The 19,592-nt window shown below is 58.4% G+C and carries 22 protein-coding genes; 8 read left to right on the forward strand and 14 right to left on the reverse strand.

Annotation, left to right across the window (positions count from 1 at the left end; translation table 11 throughout):
- From IT585_07875 to IT585_07900, 6 genes are all read right to left on the reverse strand, one after another.
- A partial coding sequence (locus IT585_07875) for a hypothetical protein (protein MCC6963154.1) occupies positions 1-1,846 on the reverse strand: 1,846 nt, incomplete at its 3' end.
- Positions 1,847-2,192: 346 nt separating this feature from the next.
- On the reverse strand, positions 2,193-2,480 hold the full coding sequence (locus IT585_07880; GenBank protein ID MCC6963155.1) for a GYD domain-containing protein: 288 nt from the start codon (positions 2,478-2,480) through the stop codon (positions 2,193-2,195).
- Between the two features lie 42 nt (positions 2,481-2,522).
- The gene (locus IT585_07885; protein ID MCC6963156.1) at positions 2,523-3,272 is read right to left on the reverse strand and encodes an SDR family NAD(P)-dependent oxidoreductase; all 750 of its coding nucleotides are present in this window, start codon (positions 3,270-3,272) and stop codon (positions 2,523-2,525) included.
- On the reverse strand, positions 3,269-3,934 hold the full coding sequence (locus tag IT585_07890; GenBank protein ID MCC6963157.1) for a DNA-3-methyladenine glycosylase 2 family protein: 666 nt from the start codon (positions 3,932-3,934) through the stop codon (positions 3,269-3,271). Before IT585_07890 ends, IT585_07885 begins: the two co-directional genes overlap by 4 nt.
- Positions 3,931-5,166, reverse strand: a complete 1,236-nt coding sequence (locus tag IT585_07895; GenBank protein MCC6963158.1) for a hypothetical protein — start codon at positions 5,164-5,166, stop codon at positions 3,931-3,933. The genes IT585_07890 and IT585_07895 overlap by 4 nt, the downstream gene beginning before the upstream one ends.
- A gap of 46 nt (positions 5,167-5,212) precedes the next feature.
- Positions 5,213-6,124, reverse strand: a complete 912-nt coding sequence (locus IT585_07900; GenBank protein MCC6963159.1) for a DMT family transporter — start codon at positions 6,122-6,124, stop codon at positions 5,213-5,215.
- Positions 6,125-6,256: 132 nt separating this feature from the next.
- Between IT585_07900 and IT585_07905 the strand changes: the two genes are divergently transcribed.
- Complete coding sequence (locus IT585_07905) at positions 6,257-6,844, forward strand: DUF899 family protein (protein MCC6963160.1); 588 nt, start codon at positions 6,257-6,259, stop codon at positions 6,842-6,844.
- A gap of 12 nt (positions 6,845-6,856) precedes the next feature.
- Here the strand turns inward: IT585_07905 and IT585_07910 are convergent, their stop codons facing one another.
- Both IT585_07910 and IT585_07915 read right to left on the reverse strand, forming a co-directional pair.
- A complete protein-coding gene (locus tag IT585_07910; protein MCC6963161.1) occupies positions 6,857-7,726 on the reverse strand; it encodes a hypothetical protein in 870 nt (289 codons plus the stop codon).
- Positions 7,727-7,995: 269 nt separating this feature from the next.
- Positions 7,996-8,376 (reverse strand): response regulator, encoded by a 381-nt coding sequence (locus IT585_07915; GenBank protein ID MCC6963162.1) that lies wholly within the window; start codon positions 8,374-8,376, stop codon positions 7,996-7,998.
- A 175-nt stretch (positions 8,377-8,551) separates the two neighbouring features.
- Between IT585_07915 and IT585_07920 the strand changes: the two genes are divergently transcribed.
- From IT585_07920 to IT585_07950, 7 genes are all read left to right on the forward strand, one after another.
- Positions 8,552-9,844, forward strand: coding sequence for a BamA/TamA family outer membrane protein (locus IT585_07920; protein ID MCC6963163.1), 1,293 nt, complete (start codon positions 8,552-8,554; stop codon positions 9,842-9,844).
- 108 nt (positions 9,845-9,952) lie between these two features.
- Positions 9,953-10,252 (forward strand): hypothetical protein, encoded by a 300-nt coding sequence (locus IT585_07925; protein MCC6963164.1) that lies wholly within the window; start codon positions 9,953-9,955, stop codon positions 10,250-10,252.
- Position 10,253: 1 nt separating this feature from the next.
- Positions 10,254-10,841, forward strand: a complete 588-nt coding sequence (locus IT585_07930; protein ID MCC6963165.1) for a hypothetical protein — start codon at positions 10,254-10,256, stop codon at positions 10,839-10,841.
- The gene (locus IT585_07935) at positions 10,838-11,770 is read left to right on the forward strand and encodes an ABC transporter ATP-binding protein (protein ID MCC6963166.1); all 933 of its coding nucleotides are present in this window, start codon (positions 10,838-10,840) and stop codon (positions 11,768-11,770) included. Before IT585_07930 ends, IT585_07935 begins: the two co-directional genes overlap by 4 nt.
- On the forward strand, positions 11,760-12,536 hold the full coding sequence (locus tag IT585_07940; protein MCC6963167.1) for an ABC transporter permease: 777 nt from the start codon (positions 11,760-11,762) through the stop codon (positions 12,534-12,536). The genes IT585_07935 and IT585_07940 overlap by 11 nt, the downstream gene beginning before the upstream one ends.
- Positions 12,533-12,916 carry a CrcB family protein gene (locus IT585_07945; GenBank protein MCC6963168.1) on the forward strand — a complete coding sequence of 128 codons (384 nt, stop codon included), beginning with the start codon at positions 12,533-12,535 and terminating at the stop codon, positions 12,914-12,916. The genes IT585_07940 and IT585_07945 overlap by 4 nt, the downstream gene beginning before the upstream one ends.
- Before the next feature lie 9 nt (positions 12,917-12,925).
- Entirely contained in the window at positions 12,926-13,264 is a 339-nt protein-coding gene (locus tag IT585_07950) for a DUF190 domain-containing protein (GenBank protein MCC6963169.1), read from the forward strand.
- A 35-nt stretch (positions 13,265-13,299) separates the two neighbouring features.
- Here IT585_07950 and IT585_07955 read toward each other — a convergent pair whose 3' ends face one another.
- From IT585_07955 to IT585_07980, 6 genes are all read right to left on the reverse strand, one after another.
- Positions 13,300-13,782: a hypothetical protein gene (locus IT585_07955; GenBank protein MCC6963170.1), complete on the reverse strand. Its 483-nt coding sequence runs from the start codon at positions 13,780-13,782 to the stop codon at positions 13,300-13,302.
- Between the two features lie 115 nt (positions 13,783-13,897).
- Complete coding sequence (locus IT585_07960) at positions 13,898-14,539, reverse strand: thioredoxin family protein (protein ID MCC6963171.1); 642 nt, start codon at positions 14,537-14,539, stop codon at positions 13,898-13,900.
- A gap of 68 nt (positions 14,540-14,607) precedes the next feature.
- Positions 14,608-16,734 carry a thioredoxin family protein gene (locus IT585_07965; GenBank protein MCC6963172.1) on the reverse strand — a complete coding sequence of 709 codons (2,127 nt, stop codon included), beginning with the start codon at positions 16,732-16,734 and terminating at the stop codon, positions 14,608-14,610.
- 113 nt (positions 16,735-16,847) lie between these two features.
- Entirely contained in the window at positions 16,848-17,606 is a 759-nt protein-coding gene (locus tag IT585_07970; GenBank protein ID MCC6963173.1) for a TSUP family transporter, read from the reverse strand.
- A gap of 26 nt (positions 17,607-17,632) precedes the next feature.
- A complete protein-coding gene (locus IT585_07975; GenBank protein MCC6963174.1) occupies positions 17,633-19,339 on the reverse strand; it encodes a transporter in 1,707 nt (568 codons plus the stop codon).
- A 145-nt stretch (positions 19,340-19,484) separates the two neighbouring features.
- On the reverse strand, positions 19,485-19,592 hold a 108-nt coding region (locus IT585_07980; protein MCC6963175.1), incomplete at its 5' end, for a T9SS type A sorting domain-containing protein.

Consider the following 19,592-nt stretch of genomic DNA (forward strand, 5'->3'; position numbering starts at 1 on the left):
TAGCCGGCTGGGTACCGAAATTGGCGATGGTCAGGCTGAAGCTATATTGCTCGCCCAGATAGCGATACTCTTGCGCAAATTCTCCGCGGGTAATCTTCAGCAACGATAGACCGACTTCCGGAGATTGTCCCGTGATACCACTCTTGGAGGTTGCCGTGAAGCGGACGAAACTCTCGAGACCGTCGTAACGTGTTCCGAAGCGGGTTAAGTCGCAAATGCCGGCGAGAAACGCATCCGGTGCGCCGAGGACGTCGCTATACATCGTGCCGGCGCCATCGGATGTAATCCTCACGGTGTCGGTGAAGGCGCTGAAGCCGACGGCGACGTTTTCGTAGGCATCGAGTGCCGTGAGCCGGGCTTTGCCGACAAAGGGTTGATTGATCGGTTGGGTGGGATCCATCTCAAAGCGAAAACGCGCCGTGGCCGCCGGCGCAACCGCGACAGTACGAACACTGATGACGCCGCTCAGACTAATTACGAGTGTGGTATTTCCGGTCTTGACCAGCCGGGTAGTGCCGCTGCCGAAGCCGTTTTGCACATAGAACGACGGTAAAGACGGCAAAACGCCGGAAGGCGATGCGCCTGAACCGGACTGCAACGAGATATCGGTACGCCCGGAGACGGAGTTGCCGAACGCATCAATCGCGCCGCTAATTTGCACCTGAAAGTCAGTGCCGGCAACCGCAGAGGTGGGAACGTTCAAGTTATAGCTGGTCGGCGCGGCCGCGATGATCGCAATCGGATAGATCGACTTCTTCTCTTCCCCGTTCATCATCAGCGACAACATGTGCCGCCCGGCCTTGGTAAAGCGAAAGCCGTTGCCCGGGAAGATGCGCACGCCTTGATCGTCGACGGTGAAAGTATATCGCGACGCCGAGGTGTAAGGCAGAGTCGCGGTGGGATCGCTGGCATTGAAATAGACAGCGCCGTCGAAGTCCGTGCAGACGTTGCCGTAGAGATCGCGAGCGGTGACCACGATGTCATCCGCGCCCGCCTTCCAGAACTGGCCGGCAACGGCGCTGTCGGCTCCGCCGGTCAGGTCAAAATAGGAGAGATCGCCGGGAAGCACATAAATGTAGGCTGTGGTATCGGCGAAGGTCTGATAGGAGGCGAACACTTTCGCAGCGCCGACAAACTGCGCGACGAAGGTGTTGCCCTGGAGAGTCCCCGCCGAACCGATCACGCCCCAGGTCACCGGCCCGCCCGGGACGATGTTCCCGTACTGATCCTTTCGGCTCACGGAATAGACGATCGACTCGCCGGCATGAATCTGCTGAAGCCCCTTCGGTGAAATCGCAAACTGAGAGAGCGGCGCCGGCTTCAGGGTGAACGGCTCCGACAATCGCGGCAACGCCACCAATTGACCATCGCTGCGGACCACTGCCAGGAGCACCTGGTAGGAATCCGCGGTCGTTGCGCTGACAAGACCGTAAATTGTAAGCGTAATCTGAGTTCCGGGCTCGGGGTGGTTCTCGACGGAATCGAGCCGGACGGAAAGGTGGAGGCCCTCCAACTCGTAGCTGACGACGCTCATCTGGCTGCTATCGCCGTCGTTGTTCGAGCAGACGATGGAGTCGATTTCACTGACGTCAAAATAGGCCGGAAAATCGAGTTCGAGCATCGCTCCTGACGGCAGCGAGTCGTCGTCGAGAATGAACTTGAGCCGGTAGTCGGTCATGGCGCCGACGGTATCGTTGTCCGGCACGACCAGGAACTCGGTGATCTTGCCGACAATTCCGTCGGCAGCGGTGTAAGTATGCGGCGATTGGGGACCGACCGCCAAAGCCGAATTCGACCAGAGGCCGGCCAGCACCAAGACCGCGCAAACGAAAAGCCTTCGTAACATTGGGATCTTATTGTACCTCGACAAAAAAGCCGCGAAAACCGCGGACACCTTGTAATGATACCACAAAATCGTTAATTGTCAACGGTTTTGGTCGCCGCGCCGCGACAGTGATGCTGCCGCTTCCGACCTCAGGAATTATACGGTCGAGGATTAAACAAAATCCCCCTCCTTGCGTCTGAATCAATGTAAAGGAGATCAGTTGGTTCACTTCGTATCTGCTCCAAGGAACGCGCAGCCGGCTGACGGCCTTTATCCGAACACCCCCCTTTTGCGGGTTTGGTCATAATCCCTCCACTCACCCAACGAGCCTGCGGGCGTAAGTCCGCAGGCTTCGTGCTTCATGGCTTTACAGTGCTTTGAGAAATTCGTCCCACGGAGTTGCCAGAAGCGTCTCGGTGGTGGATCGTCCGAGGGCGCGGATAATCATCACTGCCCTTTCAATCTGCTGGGGGTCATCCGATTCCACAATGTCGACGACATCATAGCTGCCCATGCAGCCGTAGCTTTGGACCCATTTCGCTTTCGGGCATTCGACCCTCAGCTTATCGCGCACCATTGTCGCGATGCCGCGTAGGCCATCGGGTGTGTCAAATGCGTGCGGACCCAGCTTGCTCAGGATGATGTAGGTTGCCATTGAGCTTTCCTCCAGACTCTCTATTCCTTCTGTGAATTCAGTTCAGCTTTTGACCGTCAAGCGGCGGTAGAGTTGATAGGGCGACAAGCGCATCAGCCAGGCAATAAACCGCCATCGCCGCGTGACATAGACAACGCGCTTGCGCTTCAAGATCGCGCGATAGATCTGCTCTGCGGCTTTTTCGGGTGACGATACCCAAAACATGTCGTTGCGTCCGGCCGTCATCTCGGTTGCGACAAAGCCGGGGCGGACGTCGGTAACCCAGACTTCGAGGCCGGCGAGATTGTTGTGCAGGCCTTCGAGATAACGCAGCTCGAACGCCTTGGAGGCATTATAGGCCAGCGTCCGGCCGTTGCCCCAGAATGCGGCCACCGAACTCATGCCGACGATGTGACCACTCCGCTGCCGCTTGAAGAGATCCGCCGCCCAGACTGCCATGATGACAAAGGCCTTGACATTCACATCGACGGTCTCAATTTCCGGTTCCGGCAGCAACTCCGGATTGCGGTGGTCAACGCCGGCATTGATCACGCACAGATCGAGCCCGCCCAATTCGCTCACAAGTTGATCGAGGATTTTGGGAAGAGCTGCGTGATCACGTAGATCAACCACGCGTGTGACAATCGCATCGGGAAAGCGGATCGTGAGTTCGTCCAGACGATCGCTGCGGCGGCCAATGGCGGCGACGCGATAGCCGGCGGTTGCCAAGCGCAAGGTCAAGGCACGGCCGATCCCGGAAGTGGCGCCGCTAACCAGCGCGCGCGGCGGAGGGGTCGTCTCCGAAGATCTCATTGGCGCTGCCGGGTCCGGGACATGCGGCGATTCTTCTCCGCCCACAGGTACCAGCACGCGATCGAGCAGTACGGTGCCCAGAGTTGCTGCAGCGCCGCGAACTGCTCAGCATCCGGTCGCGTGCCGTAAACCAGCTCGACACCGTTACGCACGCCGACATCGAGGGTGGGCAGGACATTGGGGCGATTCAACACGAAGATCAAGTACATGTCGGCGCTCCAGGCACCCAGCCCGTTCACGCTGGTGATGGCAGCGCGCACCCGCTCATCGGAAAGTCGCGGGAGCCTCGTGATGGGCAGCTCGCGCGAGATCACTTTCTGGGCCAGATCGTGCAGATAAGTTGCTTTCTGGCGTGAAATCCCGGCGGTACGCATCTGCGCCGGCGATAATTCCAGCATCCGTTTCGCAGTGACACGACCACCCAGAAGATCTTTCAGTCGACGAAAGATCGTCCCGGCTGCCTTGAGTGACAATTGCTGAAACACAATCGAGCGCGCCAGGAATTCAAAGCCTCCGCGCGACGGAGTCAGGTCACAAGGCCCGATGGCGCGGATGACCCGGGCCAACCGCTTGTCGGTCCTGGCCAGATGGCGCTCAGCCGCGTGCCAGGGGCGAGACTGACCCGCGCCGGTTGGCGTTGTGGTTTTGCGTGGTTTCTTCATGGATCCTGTATCGGGCTATAAACTTCTACACTATTTAAGATGTCCGGGGCAGCGTCGGTGAGGCCGCCGATGCAGTAAATCAGGCCATCCAGGGCAACGGCAACATGATCGTGTCGAGGCGATGTCATCGAGCTCTTCGTACGCCACGTGTCAGTGACCGGATCATAGACTTCCAGCGAGGCAAAAAACCTATGTACGGTGATCGCGTTGAAGCCACCGGTGACATAGATGAGATCATCGAGCGTCACCGCGCGGTGGTCGCGGCGAAAGCTCGGAATCGCCGCACGCGGTCCCATGCCGTGCGTGACCGGATCAAAGCGATCGCAGCGATCGAGCCACGGTTGGGTTGCGGACGAACCGCCAATCAGATAGATCTTGCCGGCAAGAGTGGTGGCCGAGAATCCGTTGCGGGGAGATGTCAGCGAGGCGACGGCTTGCCAGTGGTCTGCCGATGGATCGTACTCCAGAATCGGCAGATCGTTCTCGTAGCCGCCGAAGACGTAGATGCGTCCGTTGGCGGTGTCGGCAGCGAAGCGGGAGCGCGGTGTGGGCAGTGGCGCCGCCGGTTTCCAAGTGTCGGTATCGGGATCGTAGCAATCAACCAGCGATCCCGCGGGTGTACCGCCGATGACGTAGATCTGTCCGCCCAACGTGACAGCCGCGCCATAGGCACGCGCCGTGGCCAGGTTGGCGACGTAGCGCCAGGAATCCGTGGATGGATTGTATTCTTCGGATGAACCCAAATACCCTTCGAAGCCGATTCCGCCGAAGACGTAGATCTTGCCGCCAACTGCAGCCCCCATTGCGCCGATGCGTGCGGTCTGAAGCGGTGCGCCGGTAGACCAGCCGTCGGTAAATGTGCCGGTACGAAAGCTCCACACGGGCGAGATGTCGGTGTTCCCCGCGGTATCGAGAGCCAGCACGCGCCAGAAATACTGGCGACCCTGACTCACGGCAACCTCCACTTCCCGAACTTCGCGCAGTTGCGGCAATTTTCTGACCGGCGGATTTACCGTATCGATCAGGACGTCAAAAAAGAGAATATCGTTCTCCGGGTCGAGGCACTGCCACATCAACGTAAGGTAGGCCGCCTGGGCGGCGGCGCCATCGGCCGGCACCGGATCGTGCGGACGTTCCGGCGGGCTGTTCTTCGACTTGGTGCCCTCATCGGAACACGCGAGCATGGTAACCGCCATGAGGATGAAGAGAGTGGCGGAGCAGCGACCGATCATAGCTATCATCACTCCAAGTTAATGATCCGCAGGGCTGACCTGTCAATCACGTTTTTTTGAGTCGCGGATTGGCCGAACCCAGGTAGATCGCGGCCAAGGCCACCAGAGCGCCGACGACTTCAATCGCCCGGGTCGGGCGATTGAAGAAGATTAAGTCCCAGACAAACGACAGCGTCGGCTGCAACAGCAAGGTCAGCGATACCCGGGCCGCGGCGATGTGCTTGATGCTGCGGGTAATCAGCACCCAGCCCAGGACCTGCCCGCAAATGCCGTAGAGGATCAACCACAACAGGCTGTCGGTCTCGGCGATGTGGAAGCTCTCGCCAACGATCAGCGCGATCACGCCGGTGGCGGCCGCGGTAACGAACGAGGAGATCATGGTGCTCGCCATTGAGGAAGCTCCGCCGGAGCGCGATTGGAGCTTGCGCAAGGTCAAGACATAGGCGGCGTAGAATTGTGCCGTCACCAATCCCAGAATCACGCCGAGTTGGTACGATTCTCCCAGCTCCTGCCAACGGGTGCCAACCAGCAAGAAGAGGCCGATCAGAGCAAGCGGCACAGCGACGTAGATCCGCCAGCCGGGTCGTTCCTTGAGAATGACAATCGCGAAGATCGTGACGAAGAAGACCTGGAAATTGGCAAGGATGGTGGCCAGCCCCGGCCCGACGTAGCCGATGCTGCGATGCCAAAACGTTAGGTCGCCGGCAAAAAACAACCCGGCCAGCGCGGCCAAACTGAAGTCGCGCCAGCCGTGCCAGATCTTGGTGCGGCTGATCAGGACGATGGCGAGCAGCAGCACGCCGCCGAAAGCCATGCGATAGAACCCTGCCACCGAAGGCCCCACGGCCGCCAGCCGAACAAACACGGCGGAGAAGCTAATCAACACTGCTCCCGCGAGCAGTTCGAGTTGGCTTCCGAACGAAGTCTGCGCTTGTGCATCGATCGGGGATTGGGCCATCGATTCTCCGGCGGCAATATCGCAAAGCCTGCCGGCTTCGCCAACTCAATTAGTGCGGCACACTGCTTTTCCGATGAGATGGATTTGACTATACTCGGAGCAAACGCAAAGGAGTTATGAGGAGGTCTTGCTATGGCAACGAAGAAATCCCCGCCTACCAAACGCGACGTCGATCGGTTGGAGAAGCAAATTCAGAAAGACAAACGGCGGCTGATCCTCCTGCGGCAGCAACTGCGGCCGCGGCCGGTCGCGGATTACGAATTCACTACAGGCGGCGGCAAGAAGATCAAGCTTTCCCGCTTGTTCGGAAAATCGGATGAGTTGATTCTGATTCACAACATGGGCACGCGCTGTCCCTACTGTACGATGTGGGCCGACGGTTTCAACGGGCTGTACCCCCACCTGGCGGATCGCTGCGCATTTGCCGTCGTCTCGCCCGACCCGCCGATGGTCATGCGCGAATTCGCCCGCGGCCGCCGCTGGAGGTTTCCGATCTACTCCCATGCCGGAACCAGCTTCGGCAAGGATCTGGACTTTGAGGGCGATCAGGGCGCGCCTTGGCCGGGCGTGTCGACATTCTTCAAGAATCCTGACGGCAAGATCTACCGAGTGGCCTACACCTATTTTGGTCCCGGCGACGATTTCTGCGCGGTTTGGCCATTGTTCGATTTACTGGCGCGTGGCGCCAACCAATGGGCGCCCAGGTTCAGTTATCGATAGCGACCCGCGCGCTCACGGACACGAAGCGCACGGCCCGGCGCCTCCGGCAAAGATGAAGTTTATCAGCAAAACGGCGTCGGAAATCGAGACTTGCCCGTTGCAGTCGGTATCGCCGACGGTTAGCGGATTCGGTTCCGCCCCACCGGCGAAGACGTAATTGATCAGGAGCACGGCGTCGGAGATATTGATCTGATCGTCGGCGTTGGTATCGCCGCAAATCGCATAGTTCGCGGCCGCGCCGAATTGCAGATCGACCGCAAAGAGGATGCGGTCGGCGGCAACCAGACAACTGTCGGGCATGCCGAGGTCAGGGATGCGGTTGCTTTCGGGATAATTGATATTGTCGGGTTCAACCCACAAAAGGGTTCCGTCGTCGTCGCGGACGCGGTTGAGCACAATTAAGGTATCGCCGCGCTTGTTGGCGACGGCGTTGTCGCCGCAGAGTCCCCAATAGAACGAGAAGACCTGCCGGCTGCTGTCGAGCCAGTTAGGCGCCACGAAGAACGTGAACTTGGCAATCGACCCCTTGGGGTAGAAATCGACGGAGTCAGGCATGATGGGACCGTTGGCAATGTCGGCGATGCAGAAGATATTGACGGTGTTTTTGGCAGCGTCATGTGCCGCCTGGAACAGCTCCCAGTTGTCCAGTCCCGTGTCCTGCTCGACGGAAATGAAGCTGAAGAGGCTGTCGTTATACCGAATCGTAAAATCGACGCCACCCAATTGACGCGGCGAGGACATCAGGATCCGCACGTCGATCAGACTTCCCGGCTCAACGCCCCGGGGCGCCGCAATGCGAGCGGTAATCGATTCCGCGACGGCCGCGCTGCCGATCGCGAGGACTAATCCAAAGATATAAAGCTGTCGCAGGATTCCGAACATGCTAAGACCTCGCCGGAGCGCGACGACCGGGCGCCGGCTCGCGATGTTACTTTTCTTTTTCGGTCGTTAGCAAGAAGCTCTTTGCAGTATTCTCCCAATGAGACCCGGAGGTAACAATACTTAGTATACATCATTTTACCAATTCGGCAAGACCATTTTCAGGCGAGGCGGCGCCTTGGCGCGGGTGCAGGTGGAGGCGCAATGCCAATGGCATCAATCTCGGCCATTACGGGAAGGCGGTGTATTGGTGTGTTGTTGATCAGGCGGTGCTACAGCTTCAACGACAGTTCGTCGAGCATTTCCTGGAGATGCTTCAACTTGATCGGCTTGGGCAGATAATAGTCGATGCCGTCAGCGACCGAAATCTTGTGCGTATTTCCAGAATCAAAGGTCGACATCACCGCGACCTTGGTGCCGGGGCTGCTGCGCCGAATCTGTTTGAGCAGGCTGACGCCGTCCACCTTGGGCATGCGGGAATCGGCAATCACGAGCTGGTATCGATGCTCGTTAACCTTACTGAATGCCTGCTCGGGGGTGTTGGCGCTGTCGGTGGCAACGCGCAGATGGTCGAACATTTCGACAAGGATCTTGGCGGTATCGCCGAAGTCGTCGACGATGAGCACTTTCGAGTCGTTGTTGGGCGCTGGCATAATTGTCTGTTACCTCCCTATTTTCAATTATCGGTACCTGCCTACACATATTTTACAACTTTTCGCGTCCAGAATTGTTAAATTTCTGTAAATCAGCCGTTTAGACCGACCCGACGATAGTGTCACTTTGCGGTTATACCCGGACGTTCGTGATGAGAGAGATTCCGTACGCTTCATGACGCGCCAGCGCTTTCCGACCTCTATCTTCTTAGTTGCACTGACGATCACGGGGCTTGCGGTTGCATCCGCCAACGGTCAGCCGCCGGCTTCTGATTGTGCCGGCAAGCCGATTGCCAGCATTCGGTTTGAAGGCAAATTCAAGTTACGCCGCTACATCCTCAAGCGCGAGATCGACAGTGACGTCGGCGCCCCTCTGGACCCGGCGCAGCTGGATCGCGATCGCCAACGCATCGAGAGTTTCGGAATTTTCTCGCGTGTCAAACCGCTCGTCGAGGACCGCGGCGATTCCGTCGATTTGGTGTTCTCGCTGCGTGAGGTGTGGACAATCGAGCCTTTGTTGTCGCTACGCACCACGGACGGCAAGATCGACTGGTCGGTGGGTGTCGCGGACAAGAACTTCCTGGGCTACTTCGTCCAGCCCCGAATCCTGTACCGGCGCTACGAAGGCAAGAACTCCGGGTTCTTCTACTTGATTGCGCCGCGAGCCTTTGGGAAGGACCTGTCCCTGGGATTGTCCCTGACCGACCAACGCGAAATTCAGCCGTTGGGCCGGCTCGGTGAATCTGCCGACTACGACTATCTCAACAAATCGATTGCGGTGAGTGTCGGGCATCGATTGCACGAAAATGTCTACCCGCGTATTTCCGGCGGCTACGATCGCGAGAACTGGACCATGCGCGACGGCCAGACGACGATCAACGACTTCATCGCCTCCATCGACCACCCCCGTTACTTCATCGGGCTCGGTGTCGTCCTCGGCCGCGTCTACTACGACCACTATTTGTATACGGGACAGGATGTCAGTCACGATTTCACGATGATCGATGAGTTGCCCGAGGGCCGCTTCAACAAATGGCGCTATTCCCTCACCGCGCGCAAGCTCTGGATCATGCACCCGTTCAACTTCGGCCTGCGCGGCTCGTATCAAACCTCTTCGTCCGACGAGCGGGTGCCGCCGTTTGCAATCTCCGGCGAGTCCAATGTTCGGGGGTTTGCCGACAAGATCGAACGCGGCGATCAACTGCTTTTCGGCAATGCGGAGATCCGGTTGCAGGTGCTGGATCGACACACCTTTTACAGTCAGTTGGCGGTGTTTGCGGATTACGGCGCAGTCTGGGGACGCTGGCGCACCGCTTCAACCGCATTCCGCGATCCCTACTGGTCCATCGGCATCGGTCTGCGCGGAGCGATTCAGCAATGGCTGGGCCGGATCGGACGCATCGACCTCGCCCTCAATCCACAGACGGGTCACATCTCGCTGTACATGGCAAAATCGCAATTCTTCTGATCCAGTTCGCAGCTTGCGTATTTGCAGAAGACTCGGCGTTGACCACAGGTCTTGGCCGGGCACCCGTGAGAGTTTTTTGATTGTACAAGACCGCCATTTCGCATAACCTTGATTCGGCAACGAAAGGAGTCAATCATCGACCGGCTTTACAAGTTCATGGGAATTTTGATGCCGCTGGTTGCGTTGGGGATCGCGTATGCGGTGCTGACGATGATCAATGTGCGCGAAGTGACGACCGAGAACGACTTCATCACGGCGCTACTGCATTCGGACGGCGTTTACCAGGCAGTTGAGAAACTGAAAAAGGTCGCCGCGGTGTCGATCGTGGCGCTTGGCCTTTGCTTCGGGATCATCACGTACGGCCTTGGCATCGTGCTCGCGCGGATCAAACTACAACAATCTCGTTGAAATGACTTTCTGGCGCAAAATTCCGACCCGGGCCTACCTGTACACCATGATCGCGAGCGCCGTCGGCTTGCTGGCGTGGAACTATTTCATCATCGGTGAAGCGAAGTCCAAGGTACCGCGCCAGTCCGTCTCGCGCGGACTGGAATTCGAAATGAACGACGGTAGAGTAGCGACGTTGCCCGACAGCAGCGGCAAGTACTCGTGTCTGGTCTTTTGGGCCGCCGGTTCGGAGCGCAGCATGAAACTTCTGGCGGACGCTGCCGGACTTCAGTCCTCCGGCAAATATGATTCACTGATTCAATTCTACTGGGTCAATGTGGCTGATTCGCTGGAGACGATCCGCTCTGCGGTTGCGTATGATGACTTCCGCCAGCCGTTCGCCCGCCACCCGCGCGGCGAGTTTATGAATCGCTTCCAGATCACTTCCCTGCCGCTGACGGTGATCCTTCTCCCGGACGGCAAGATCCTTAATACGGTCGAGGGCTACCAGCCGGGCGATCTGGTCGGCATGCTTGACGATCTGGTTGAGCTGTCCAAGCGGATCGGCCCGACGGGTGAAGTTCGCTTCCAGTTCGGAGGCAAACAGTGATTCCTGCCATTCGTTTTGTCGATGTTGCCAAGACCTACCGCGAGCGCGGCAATCGCAAAGAGGCGCTCAAGGGGATCAGCTTTGAGGTGCCCCAGGGTGATATCTGCGGATTTTTGGGACCGAATGGCGCCGGCAAAACAACCGCCATGCACATCTTGATGGACTTCCTGGATCCAACGTCCGGGCATTCGCAGATTCTCGGCATCGACACGCGCAATCCGGAGGCCCGGCGTCCGGTCGGATTCCTGCCGGAGATTTTCAATTTTGACGGCTTTCTCGCCGGCTCTGACTTCTTACAGCTCTTCGGCGCGCTCGGCGGCGCCGACAAGGACAAAGTCGCCGCGTATGTCCCGGAACTACTGCAGTTCCTGGAGATGCCGGAAGCCGGCAAGGTTCGCATTCGCAACTATTCCAAAGGCATGACGCAGAAGATCGGGCTGGCGCAGGCGTTGATCGCCGATCCGCAGGTGCTGGTGCTCGACGAGCCGACCTCCGGGATGGATCCGATCGCCAAGGCCAGGATCAAGGAATTGCTGGTCCGACTGCGAGCCGAAGGCAAGACGATATTCTTGTCGACACACATCCTTTCGGACATTGAAGACATCGCCGATTCGGTGGCGATCATCAATCAGGGGCAACTGCTGGCGTTCGACCGGCTCGCGAATCTGCTCGATACGGGAGTCACATCTTCGCGCATCGTCTACCGCGGCGGAGAGCAACCGCTGGCGGAGCACCTGGCCCAGCTCGGCGAGGTAACATCCGAGAATGAGACCACCGTAGTGATCTGCAAGAATCGCGAGAGCAAGGATTCAGCCCTGTCAAGTATCCTCGCGGCCGGCGCGGATATCATTTCGGTGGCGCCGGTGCGGGCCAGTTTGCTCGGCAAGTTCCTGGAACTGGTGCAAGGAGGCGAGCGGCATGATTCATAGACTCGCCGCGCATCGCCTGCAGAAATTACGCTCCTCCAAGATCATCTGGGCGTTTGTGATCGTCAGCGGCTTCCTGGCACTGGTCACGCTGCTGCCGGTGATTGTGATGGCGGCCATGTCCGGCGTGAATCTCGGCAGCGAGACCGCCGCCGGATTCTTCCAGTTCCTGATTGGGCTGGGTCACATCGCCGCACTTATCCTGGGCGTAACCACCTGGCGTCAGGATTACCGGGACGGTACGATGCTGACGTTCGCGGCACGCCCGCTCTCGCGCGTCGAGATTCTGATGGGCAAGATCCTCGGCTCCTTCTATGCCTTGCTGGCGTTCCTGGCAGTCGCGTTGGCGATCTATGCGCTGTTTCATTTGATCTTCTTGCGGTTTCCGATACCGGCGGCAACCTTGCTCTTTCTGCTGCAGACGATATTCTCCTGGATCTCAACCTTTGCCATCGGGCTGTTTTTCTCCAACTTTTCGGGACCGCTATTGGCCACGGTGTTCGGCGTGATTTATTTCATCGTCAGTGCGCTGGGTGCGCAACTGGCGGAATTGCCGCGCGGTCTCTGGCCGGTCATCGGCAAGGGCATCAAGCTCATCTCAGTCGAGCGCGACCTGGGCTTCTCCTTTGCGCAGGTAATGAGCGCGGACTTGCCGGGCGTGGCGCCGATGCTGAAGGCCTGCGCTTACTATTTACTCTGGGCCCTTTGTCTGATTTGTGCTTCGATTCTGCTGTTTGCGCGACGGGAATTTATCGGGAAGCGATCATGAGTCTCGTCGTGAAGATCGGCATGCTCGCTCTGGCGGGTGCTCTGGGGGCGGTTTCGCGGTTTGCCTTGAGCGGCCTGGTCTTTCGTTTCTATGGCGGTGTCTTCCCGGCCGGCACCTTCGTGGTCAACGTGCTTGGATGTTTTGTCTTTGGACTGCTCTGGCCGCTCGCGGAGGAGCGATTGCTGATCAGCGGCGAACTGAGGACGATCCTGTTGGTGGGGTTCGTTGGCTCGTTTACGACTTTTTCCACGCTCGTTTTTGAATCCCAGGAACTGCTGCGCGATTCTGAATGGCTGCTGGCTGCGCTGAATCTCGGCGGCCAGGTCGTTCTGGGAATTGCGGCGCTGATTCTCGGCCTGTATCTCGGGCGCTCATTGTAAGAGGACGCTATGCAACTACCTAAGGAAGCCGAACTGCTGCGGATTTTTATCGGCGAAAGCGATCGTCTTGACGGCAAGCCGCTTTACGAGGCGATCGTTGAGATCGCCCGCCGGGAGGGCCTGGCCGGCGCGACCGTGTTGCGCGGGACGCTCGGTTTCGGCGCCAATAGCCGAATCCACACCGCCAAGGTCCTGCGCTTGTCGGAAGATTTGCCCATGGTGATCGAGATTGTCGATGCCCCGGAGAAGATTTCAGCGTTCCTGGGGCTTCTCGACGGGATTGTCAAGGAAGGCCTGATCACGCTGGAAAAAGTTCGGGTCCTGGCTTATCGCCAGAACCCGAAATAGCTTGCCCAACACCGACTCCTGTTCGTCGGCGCTTATTACTTACTGCCGAAACACCATCCCAGCGTGAAGCGGAAATCCGGGTAGTCGGCCAGCCCCAATTTGAACTCGAGAAACATAAAACCCGAATTCGAGGTCATGCGGCGAGCGATCCCGCCCTGCAGCGTCAGTCCCAACTCCGTGTCATCGCGGCCGCGGTCGGCGGAGACGAACACGGGGCCGATGCTGCCGCCGAGATACGGATTCCAGCTTCCCCAGTCTTCGCGGAAGCGGTAATCCAGTTCAAACATCGGCGAGACGATGGTCAGATCGTCGCCAATGCCGACTTCGACATTGGGGAACACCATCAATTGCGGCGCCAGATCGCCCAAATCCAGATGGCCGCCGAAATGTACCTGGTCCGGGTCGATGCTTAAACCGACGCGCGGCCCAATGCCGTGTACCCCAAACGTCCTTGTCGCGCCCTGTCCCGTCGCCGCCAACAACAGAATTGCCGCGGCTGCCAGAAGTGTCTTGCGCATGATTGGTTCCTCCATCTGTGCCGGTTCACCGGTCAACGTGCGTCAATGTCCACATTTTTATGAGAAAAGCAAGCGGCCGGAACGGTCACTCGCCGCCCCGGCCGGCATAGAGCACTTAGAACTTGACGGCGCAGCCGTAAGGCGTCTGTGACTTCACGGCAACCGCACGACCGTTGGTCACGGCGTCCAGGGCCGCTCGCACATAATTGGTGGCCTTCGGAATGTCATCAACCTTGGTCGATGGCATGTCATCGATGGCACCGGCATAGCGCAGCTTGCCGATCGAGTCAATGACAAACATATGCGGTGTCGTTTTGGCGCCGTAGAGTTTGCCGACCACGCCATTCTCGTCGATCAGGTAGGCGGTCGGTACGGCTTTCTCGGTCGCGATGCGCTTCTTCAAGTCGGCGATCGGAAAGTGGCCTTGCTTACCCGGCGCCGAGGAGCAGATCGAAAGCCAGATGACGCCCTTCTTGGTCGCCTCGGCCTGCAGCGCTTGCATGTTGCCGCTGGAGTAATGTTTCTTCACGAACGGGCAATCGAAGTTGACCCACTCGAGCACGACATACTTGCCCTTGAACGAGGACAGCTTGTACTCCTTGCCGTCGAGGTCCTTAAGCGTAAAGTCGGGCGCGGGCTGATCAATGGCAACACCGCCGATCGCGACATCCTGTGTCCCGGTCTGCGCAATCGCGGCCAGACCCGCTATCAGCGCCAGCACGAGCGACACGATTCCGATCTTCGTTAGTCTTCTCATGTTGTCTTCCTTTCATTCCCACTTGACCAGTCCGGCGTCAATCGCGTGGGGGGAACGATTGACCCTGCTTAACCTTCAATCTTAGCGAGTGCTTCAAGCACGATTCCGGGCGTCAACAATTCCGGGAGCACGATCGGTGCACCCTGATTGCCCGGATATAGCACATAGAGCGGCACGCTGTTGCGGCCGAATTCTGCAAGCGCGCGGGTGATCGTTGCGTCGCGCGCCGTCCAATCTGCTTTCAACGCCACCAGATCCAGCTCGTCAATCCGCTTCTGAACCTGGCCGGAGCCGAAGGCCACCTGCTCATTCACTTTGCAACTCAGGCACCAGGCCGCAGTGAAATCGATCAGCAGCGGACGCCCTTCCTGACGTAGTTGTGCTACCCGCTGCGGCGAGAACGGTTCCCATTGAATCCCAGCCTCGGAACCGGCGGAAACAGCCGCAGCCTGGGCCGACGGCAGATTTCCGGAGACTCCTACCAATCCGGCGATGATGACCAAGGCCGCGCTGATTTGCGCAATGCGGCGCGGACGCATCTCCACTGCCAGACTTCCCCACCGCCCAAGAATCCACGCGGCGACAGAACAAGTGAGCAGTGCCACCAGAAGGAGCGCTACCGCCGTCGCGCCGGCTTGAATTCCCAGAACCCATGCCAGCCAGACAACCGTAGCCATCAGCAGGAAGCCCATCGCTTGTTTCAAGGTCTCCATCCAGCGTCCCGGCTTGGGCACGAATTTCAGGAGAGCCGGTGAACTGGTGACGATGATGTAAGGCGCCGCCATACCCAGCCCCAGCGCCGTGAACACCGCCAATGAGATCATGGCCGGTTGCGTCAACGCGAAGCCCAGGGCAGTACCCATAAATGGCGCGGTGCAGGGCGTGGCGACAATCGTCGTTGTCACGCCGGTGATAAAAGAGCCGATTCGCCCCGCTGACCTCGAGTTGCCGATTCCGGTGAGCGAAGTGCCGACTTCGAAGACGCCAAAGAGATTCAGTCCGATCAAGAACATAAAGGCCGACAAAACAACCAGGAAAGTGGGCGACTGAAGCTGAAAGCCCCAGCCCAAGTGTTCCCCGCCAGCCTGCAGTATCATGAGCAGTGCCGCCAAAGTCCAGAAGGATACCAGCACTCCCAGCAAGAACAGCAGGTTGTGTGCGGCGATTGAATTGCGCGATTGGTTGGCCTGCTCGATGAAGCCGAGAGCTTTGATTGACAGCACCGGCAACACGCAGGGCATTAGATTCAGAATGAGTCCGCCGACAAACGCAAACAGCAGCACCTGCCAAATCGGAAGATCGACGGAAGCGACGACCGGTAGTGAGTCGGTGGCCATCGTTACCGGCGCGACGAATTGGAGAGCTTTTCGCCCCGCGCCGAGCCAGTCTGCATCGGCAACAAGCAAACCGCGCAACTCGGTCAAGGAGTCGAGGAACATCTTGTTTTTGGACACGCGCAGGGTGAAGCCGTCCGCCGTTGCGGAGAAATCCTGCCGCGCTGCGTTGTCAATGATACCCTTGCGCTCGGGAAAGAGGTGCAGCGCCCGCGGCGCAGTCGCGGAGGCCGACCGGCGAGTCGCCGACAGTTCAAGTTCATTGGGCAAGAGCCTGACCGCAATATCCCAATCCTTGCTGGTAGTCGGCAACTTCTCTCTGATTTCAACAAAGCGGGACCGCCATTCATCGTTGACCATCGCGGTACTCTTGACCGGTAAATCCAGACCAAGCACGGCTTCGCCGGGGATGCACTCCACTTTGCATACCAGCCAGTCAACGTCGGCACGGATTTTCGCACGTTCGCCGGCTGCAATGTCGGGCGCCGCGATGATCTGCGAGAGGAAGACCACCTCGCCATCGTAACCGAAACTCATCAAGGGGCCGGCCGGGATTCGCTTGGGCACTGGAAATTCAAGTGGCTCGGCGGAGAAACCGCTCGGGAGCGTCCAATTCAGCCGCGGCGCCAAGCCGGCATCGCCTGGATTCGTCCAGTAGACGTGCCATTCCGGCTCAAGCTTCAAGCGCAGACCAATGGTGAAGGTATCGCCCGGGGCAATCGCCTCGCGATCGCAAACCAGCGTGACCTCAGCATGGTCACGAACGACGCTCGATGACGCCGTCATCGATGCGGGCCAAAGCGCCAGAAGCGCCGATACGGCAATGATTTGACTAATGAAGATCTTGGCTCGTTGTGGCATATTACTATCAATACCAATCATCGAGCAAGTTAGTTCATTTTTTGAGTGCTATTCTTCATTCGAATCCTGACCTCACAGCCTATAACACGCTATAGAACAATGGGTTCCGAGCGCTACTTAAAGTTGTCATACAACAGCTTAGCTGTTGTGAGCAGGACGACTGCGACCAGAATCGGACGAACGAACTTGGCGCCGCGAGTGATGACGAGGTGGGAGCCGATATACGCCCCAATCATCTGCCCGATTCCCATCAGCAGACCGATCGCAAGCGCAACATGGCCACCGATGGCGAAAGCGAGCAAAGACATGATGTTGGAAACGAAGTTCATCAGCTTCGTGTAGCCGGTCGCCTTGACGAGGTTGAAGCCGAGAATCATCACAAAGGACATCGCCCAAAACGAGCCGGTCCCGGGCCCGAAGAAGCCGTCGTAGAACCCGATCAGTAGTCCGAAACCGACAAAGAAAGGAATCGGCTTCATCTTGGCGACGGAATCGCGCTCGCCCAGACGCGGCGACAACACGAAATAGATCACGAGACCGAGCAGCAGAAACGGGATGACCGCTTCGAGCAGCTCGGATTTCAGCTTCTGGACGACCAGTGCACCAAGTCCGGCGCCGACTCCGGTGGCGACAATCCCCCAGACCGCGTCGCGCAAATTGACGACTCCCCGGCGCACATGGCTGTAGGTAGCCGTGAAACTTCCAAACGTCGACTGCAGCTTGTTCGTTCCCAGGGCCAGGTGTGGCGGTAGTCCGACCGCCAGAAGCGATGGCAGCGTGATCATGCCGCCACCGCCGGCAATGGCATCGATCCATCCGGCGATCAAAGCTGCCAGAAACAGCAGCCCGGCTTGAAGAATTGAGAATTCCATCAATGAGAGCGGATCGGGGGTAGTCCTCAGAGGATCAGAGTCGTGACGATTATCTGTGCCAGCATGATCTTGGCAATCATCGAGGCCGGTTGCACTGTCGCATACCAGACGTTTGGCAGATCGCTTTCCGCCTGTTGGTTGGCATAGGCCAGGCATGCCGGCTGAGTCTGAATACCCGACATCATGCCCATGACGCCCAGCATCGGCAATTTGAGGTAGCGATAACCGATCAGAATCGTAGCGATCGTGACCACCGTTGTGATCAGGCCGCCGGCGAGGAACAGCGCCCACGATCCGGCTTGAAACGTCTCGCCAAATCCGTAACCGGCCTTGGTACCAATCGCCGCGAGGAAGAATACCAACCCGATCTGGCGCAACACCAGATTGGCGGCGTGCGGCAGGCCCCACTGGATGGGACCGGTGCGCTCCAGCCGACCCAGAATGAGACCGACTACCAGTGGACCCCCGGCGAAACCCAGCTTGAAGGCACCGCCGCCGGGCAATGGAAATGGAATCATGCCGACGAACACACCCAGCACGATCCCGAGGGAGAGCGAGAGATAGTCGGTTTCTGACAGCGCCTGCACGGAGTTGCCGAAGAACTTGGTGACGCGCTCCTCTTGATGTCGCTCGACAACGACCATGATACGATCGCCGACTTCAAGGACGGTCTCCGGCTGCGGCACAAATTCAAAGCCGGCACGGCGAATGCGCGTAATCGCGCCGGGAAACGGCGTTTGTTCGCGCAGCTCGCGGATGCTCTTCCCAACGATTGCCTTATTGGATACGAAGAGCAGAACGTAGCTGGTATCGTCGCGACGTTGAGCGACCAATTCCTCGCTCTTCTCGCCAAACAAAACCAGGGCGCGCTCGAGCGCTGAGGGCGGGCCAACGGCAACAACCAAGTCGTGGAGTTTAAGCACCGTCTGCGGCTGGACGATCAGGACCTCGTCCCCACGCTTGACGCGGCTCAGGGTGAAGCCGGGATTACCGAGTAATTCCAGCGCCTCGCCGGAGCTCTTATTGTTGACGGCGGGATTGGTGATCTTGTAGGTCTGCGTGACAATGGCCTCGGCTTCGTCGTTGCTACTGCGGTCGCTTGCCTCCTTGTGGTAATCAACTTTGAAGATCTTCGAAAATACGTATAGCCATAAGATAACGCCGAACACGCCGAACGGGTAAGCCAGACCATAGGTCACGACCGGGCTCTGCATGTACAGCTCTGTCAACTCCGGCGGATAGCTCCCCGACAGGTTTTTCACCGCCTCGACCGCCGCTGCCAGAGCCGGCGTGTTGGTCAACGCGCCGCAGAATAGTCCGGCGATGCTTGGCGCCGACATCCCCATGATGTTTCCCAGCAGAGCCGCTACGACCGCGCCGAGGGTCAAAACGCCAACGGCAATCAGACTGAAACGGACCCCGCGTTTTTGAAACGAGGAGAAAAACCCCGGACCCGCCTGCAGTCCCAACGGGTAGACAAACATCACGAGCCCGATGATGTAAATGTATTCCGGCAGCGCCAGTCGCCGGTCCATCGCGCCGAAGGCAATGCCGACGAACAGGACGGCGGCAATGCCGAGATTAAAACCGAAAACTTTGATATTGCCGATGAGATAGCCCAGGCCAATGACTGTAAACAGCAGCAGGAGCGGGTTTTCCGCCAAGAGATTGATGAATCCTGACACTACTTCTTCCTTGCCATACTCGCCCGCGCCGGGCGGCAGCGCATTCACGCGGCTGTCGATTTACTAAAATTCCTTTTGGTGCGCAAGCAGTTTGAAAAGAAGAAGTCGCCGACGGTATGGGTGCACCAATCGCCTCCAAAAAAAGAGGATGTCGGTCACGACATCCTCGTAAAAATCGGCTCAGCAGCGGTGTCTATTTCAGCAATATCATCTTACGCGACACGGACTTGTCGCCGGCGGTCACACGATACAGATAGACACCGGAAGGCAATTGACCCGCCTGGGAATTCTCGGACGACCA

The organism is Candidatus Zixiibacteriota bacterium (assembly GCA_020853795.1).
GTDB lineage: Bacteria > Zixibacteria > MSB-5A5 > CAIYYT01 > CAIYYT01 > JADJGC01.

Coding starts and splice junctions, on each gene's coding strand:
- IT585_07905 (MCC6963160.1), top strand. CDS start 6,257: ATGGCAACGAAGAAATCCCCGCCTACCAAACGCGACGTCGATCGGTTG.
- IT585_07885 (MCC6963156.1), bottom strand. CDS start 3,272: ATGAGATCTTCGGAGACGACCCCTCCGCCGCGCGCGCTGGTTAGCGGC.
- IT585_07960 (MCC6963171.1), bottom strand. CDS start 14,539: ATGAGAAGACTAACGAAGATCGGAATCGTGTCGCTCGTGCTGGCGCTG.
- IT585_07970 (MCC6963173.1), bottom strand. CDS start 17,606: ATGGAATTCTCAATTCTTCAAGCCGGGCTGCTGTTTCTGGCAGCTTTG.
- IT585_07880 (MCC6963155.1), bottom strand. CDS start 2,480: ATGGCAACCTACATCATCCTGAGCAAGCTGGGTCCGCACGCATTTGAC.
- IT585_07945 (MCC6963168.1), top strand. CDS start 12,533: ATGAGTCTCGTCGTGAAGATCGGCATGCTCGCTCTGGCGGGTGCTCTG.
- IT585_07965 (MCC6963172.1), bottom strand. CDS start 16,734: ATGCCACAACGAGCCAAGATCTTCATTAGTCAAATCATTGCCGTATCG.
- IT585_07890 (MCC6963157.1), bottom strand. CDS start 3,934: ATGAAGAAACCACGCAAAACCACAACGCCAACCGGCGCGGGTCAGTCT.
- IT585_07930 (MCC6963165.1), top strand. CDS start 10,254: ATGACTTTCTGGCGCAAAATTCCGACCCGGGCCTACCTGTACACCATG.
- IT585_07910 (MCC6963161.1), bottom strand. CDS start 7,726: ATGTTCGGAATCCTGCGACAGCTTTATATCTTTGGATTAGTCCTCGCG.
- IT585_07895 (MCC6963158.1), bottom strand. CDS start 5,166: ATGATCGGTCGCTGCTCCGCCACTCTCTTCATCCTCATGGCGGTTACC.
- IT585_07920 (MCC6963163.1), top strand. CDS start 8,552: ATGACGCGCCAGCGCTTTCCGACCTCTATCTTCTTAGTTGCACTGACG.
- IT585_07955 (MCC6963170.1), bottom strand. CDS start 13,782: ATGCGCAAGACACTTCTGGCAGCCGCGGCAATTCTGTTGTTGGCGGCG.
- IT585_07900 (MCC6963159.1), bottom strand. CDS start 6,124: ATGGCCCAATCCCCGATCGATGCACAAGCGCAGACTTCGTTCGGAAGC.
- IT585_07915 (MCC6963162.1), bottom strand. CDS start 8,376: ATGCCAGCGCCCAACAACGACTCGAAAGTGCTCATCGTCGACGACTTC.
- IT585_07940 (MCC6963167.1), top strand. CDS start 11,760: ATGATTCATAGACTCGCCGCGCATCGCCTGCAGAAATTACGCTCCTCC.
- IT585_07950 (MCC6963169.1), top strand. CDS start 12,926: ATGCAACTACCTAAGGAAGCCGAACTGCTGCGGATTTTTATCGGCGAA.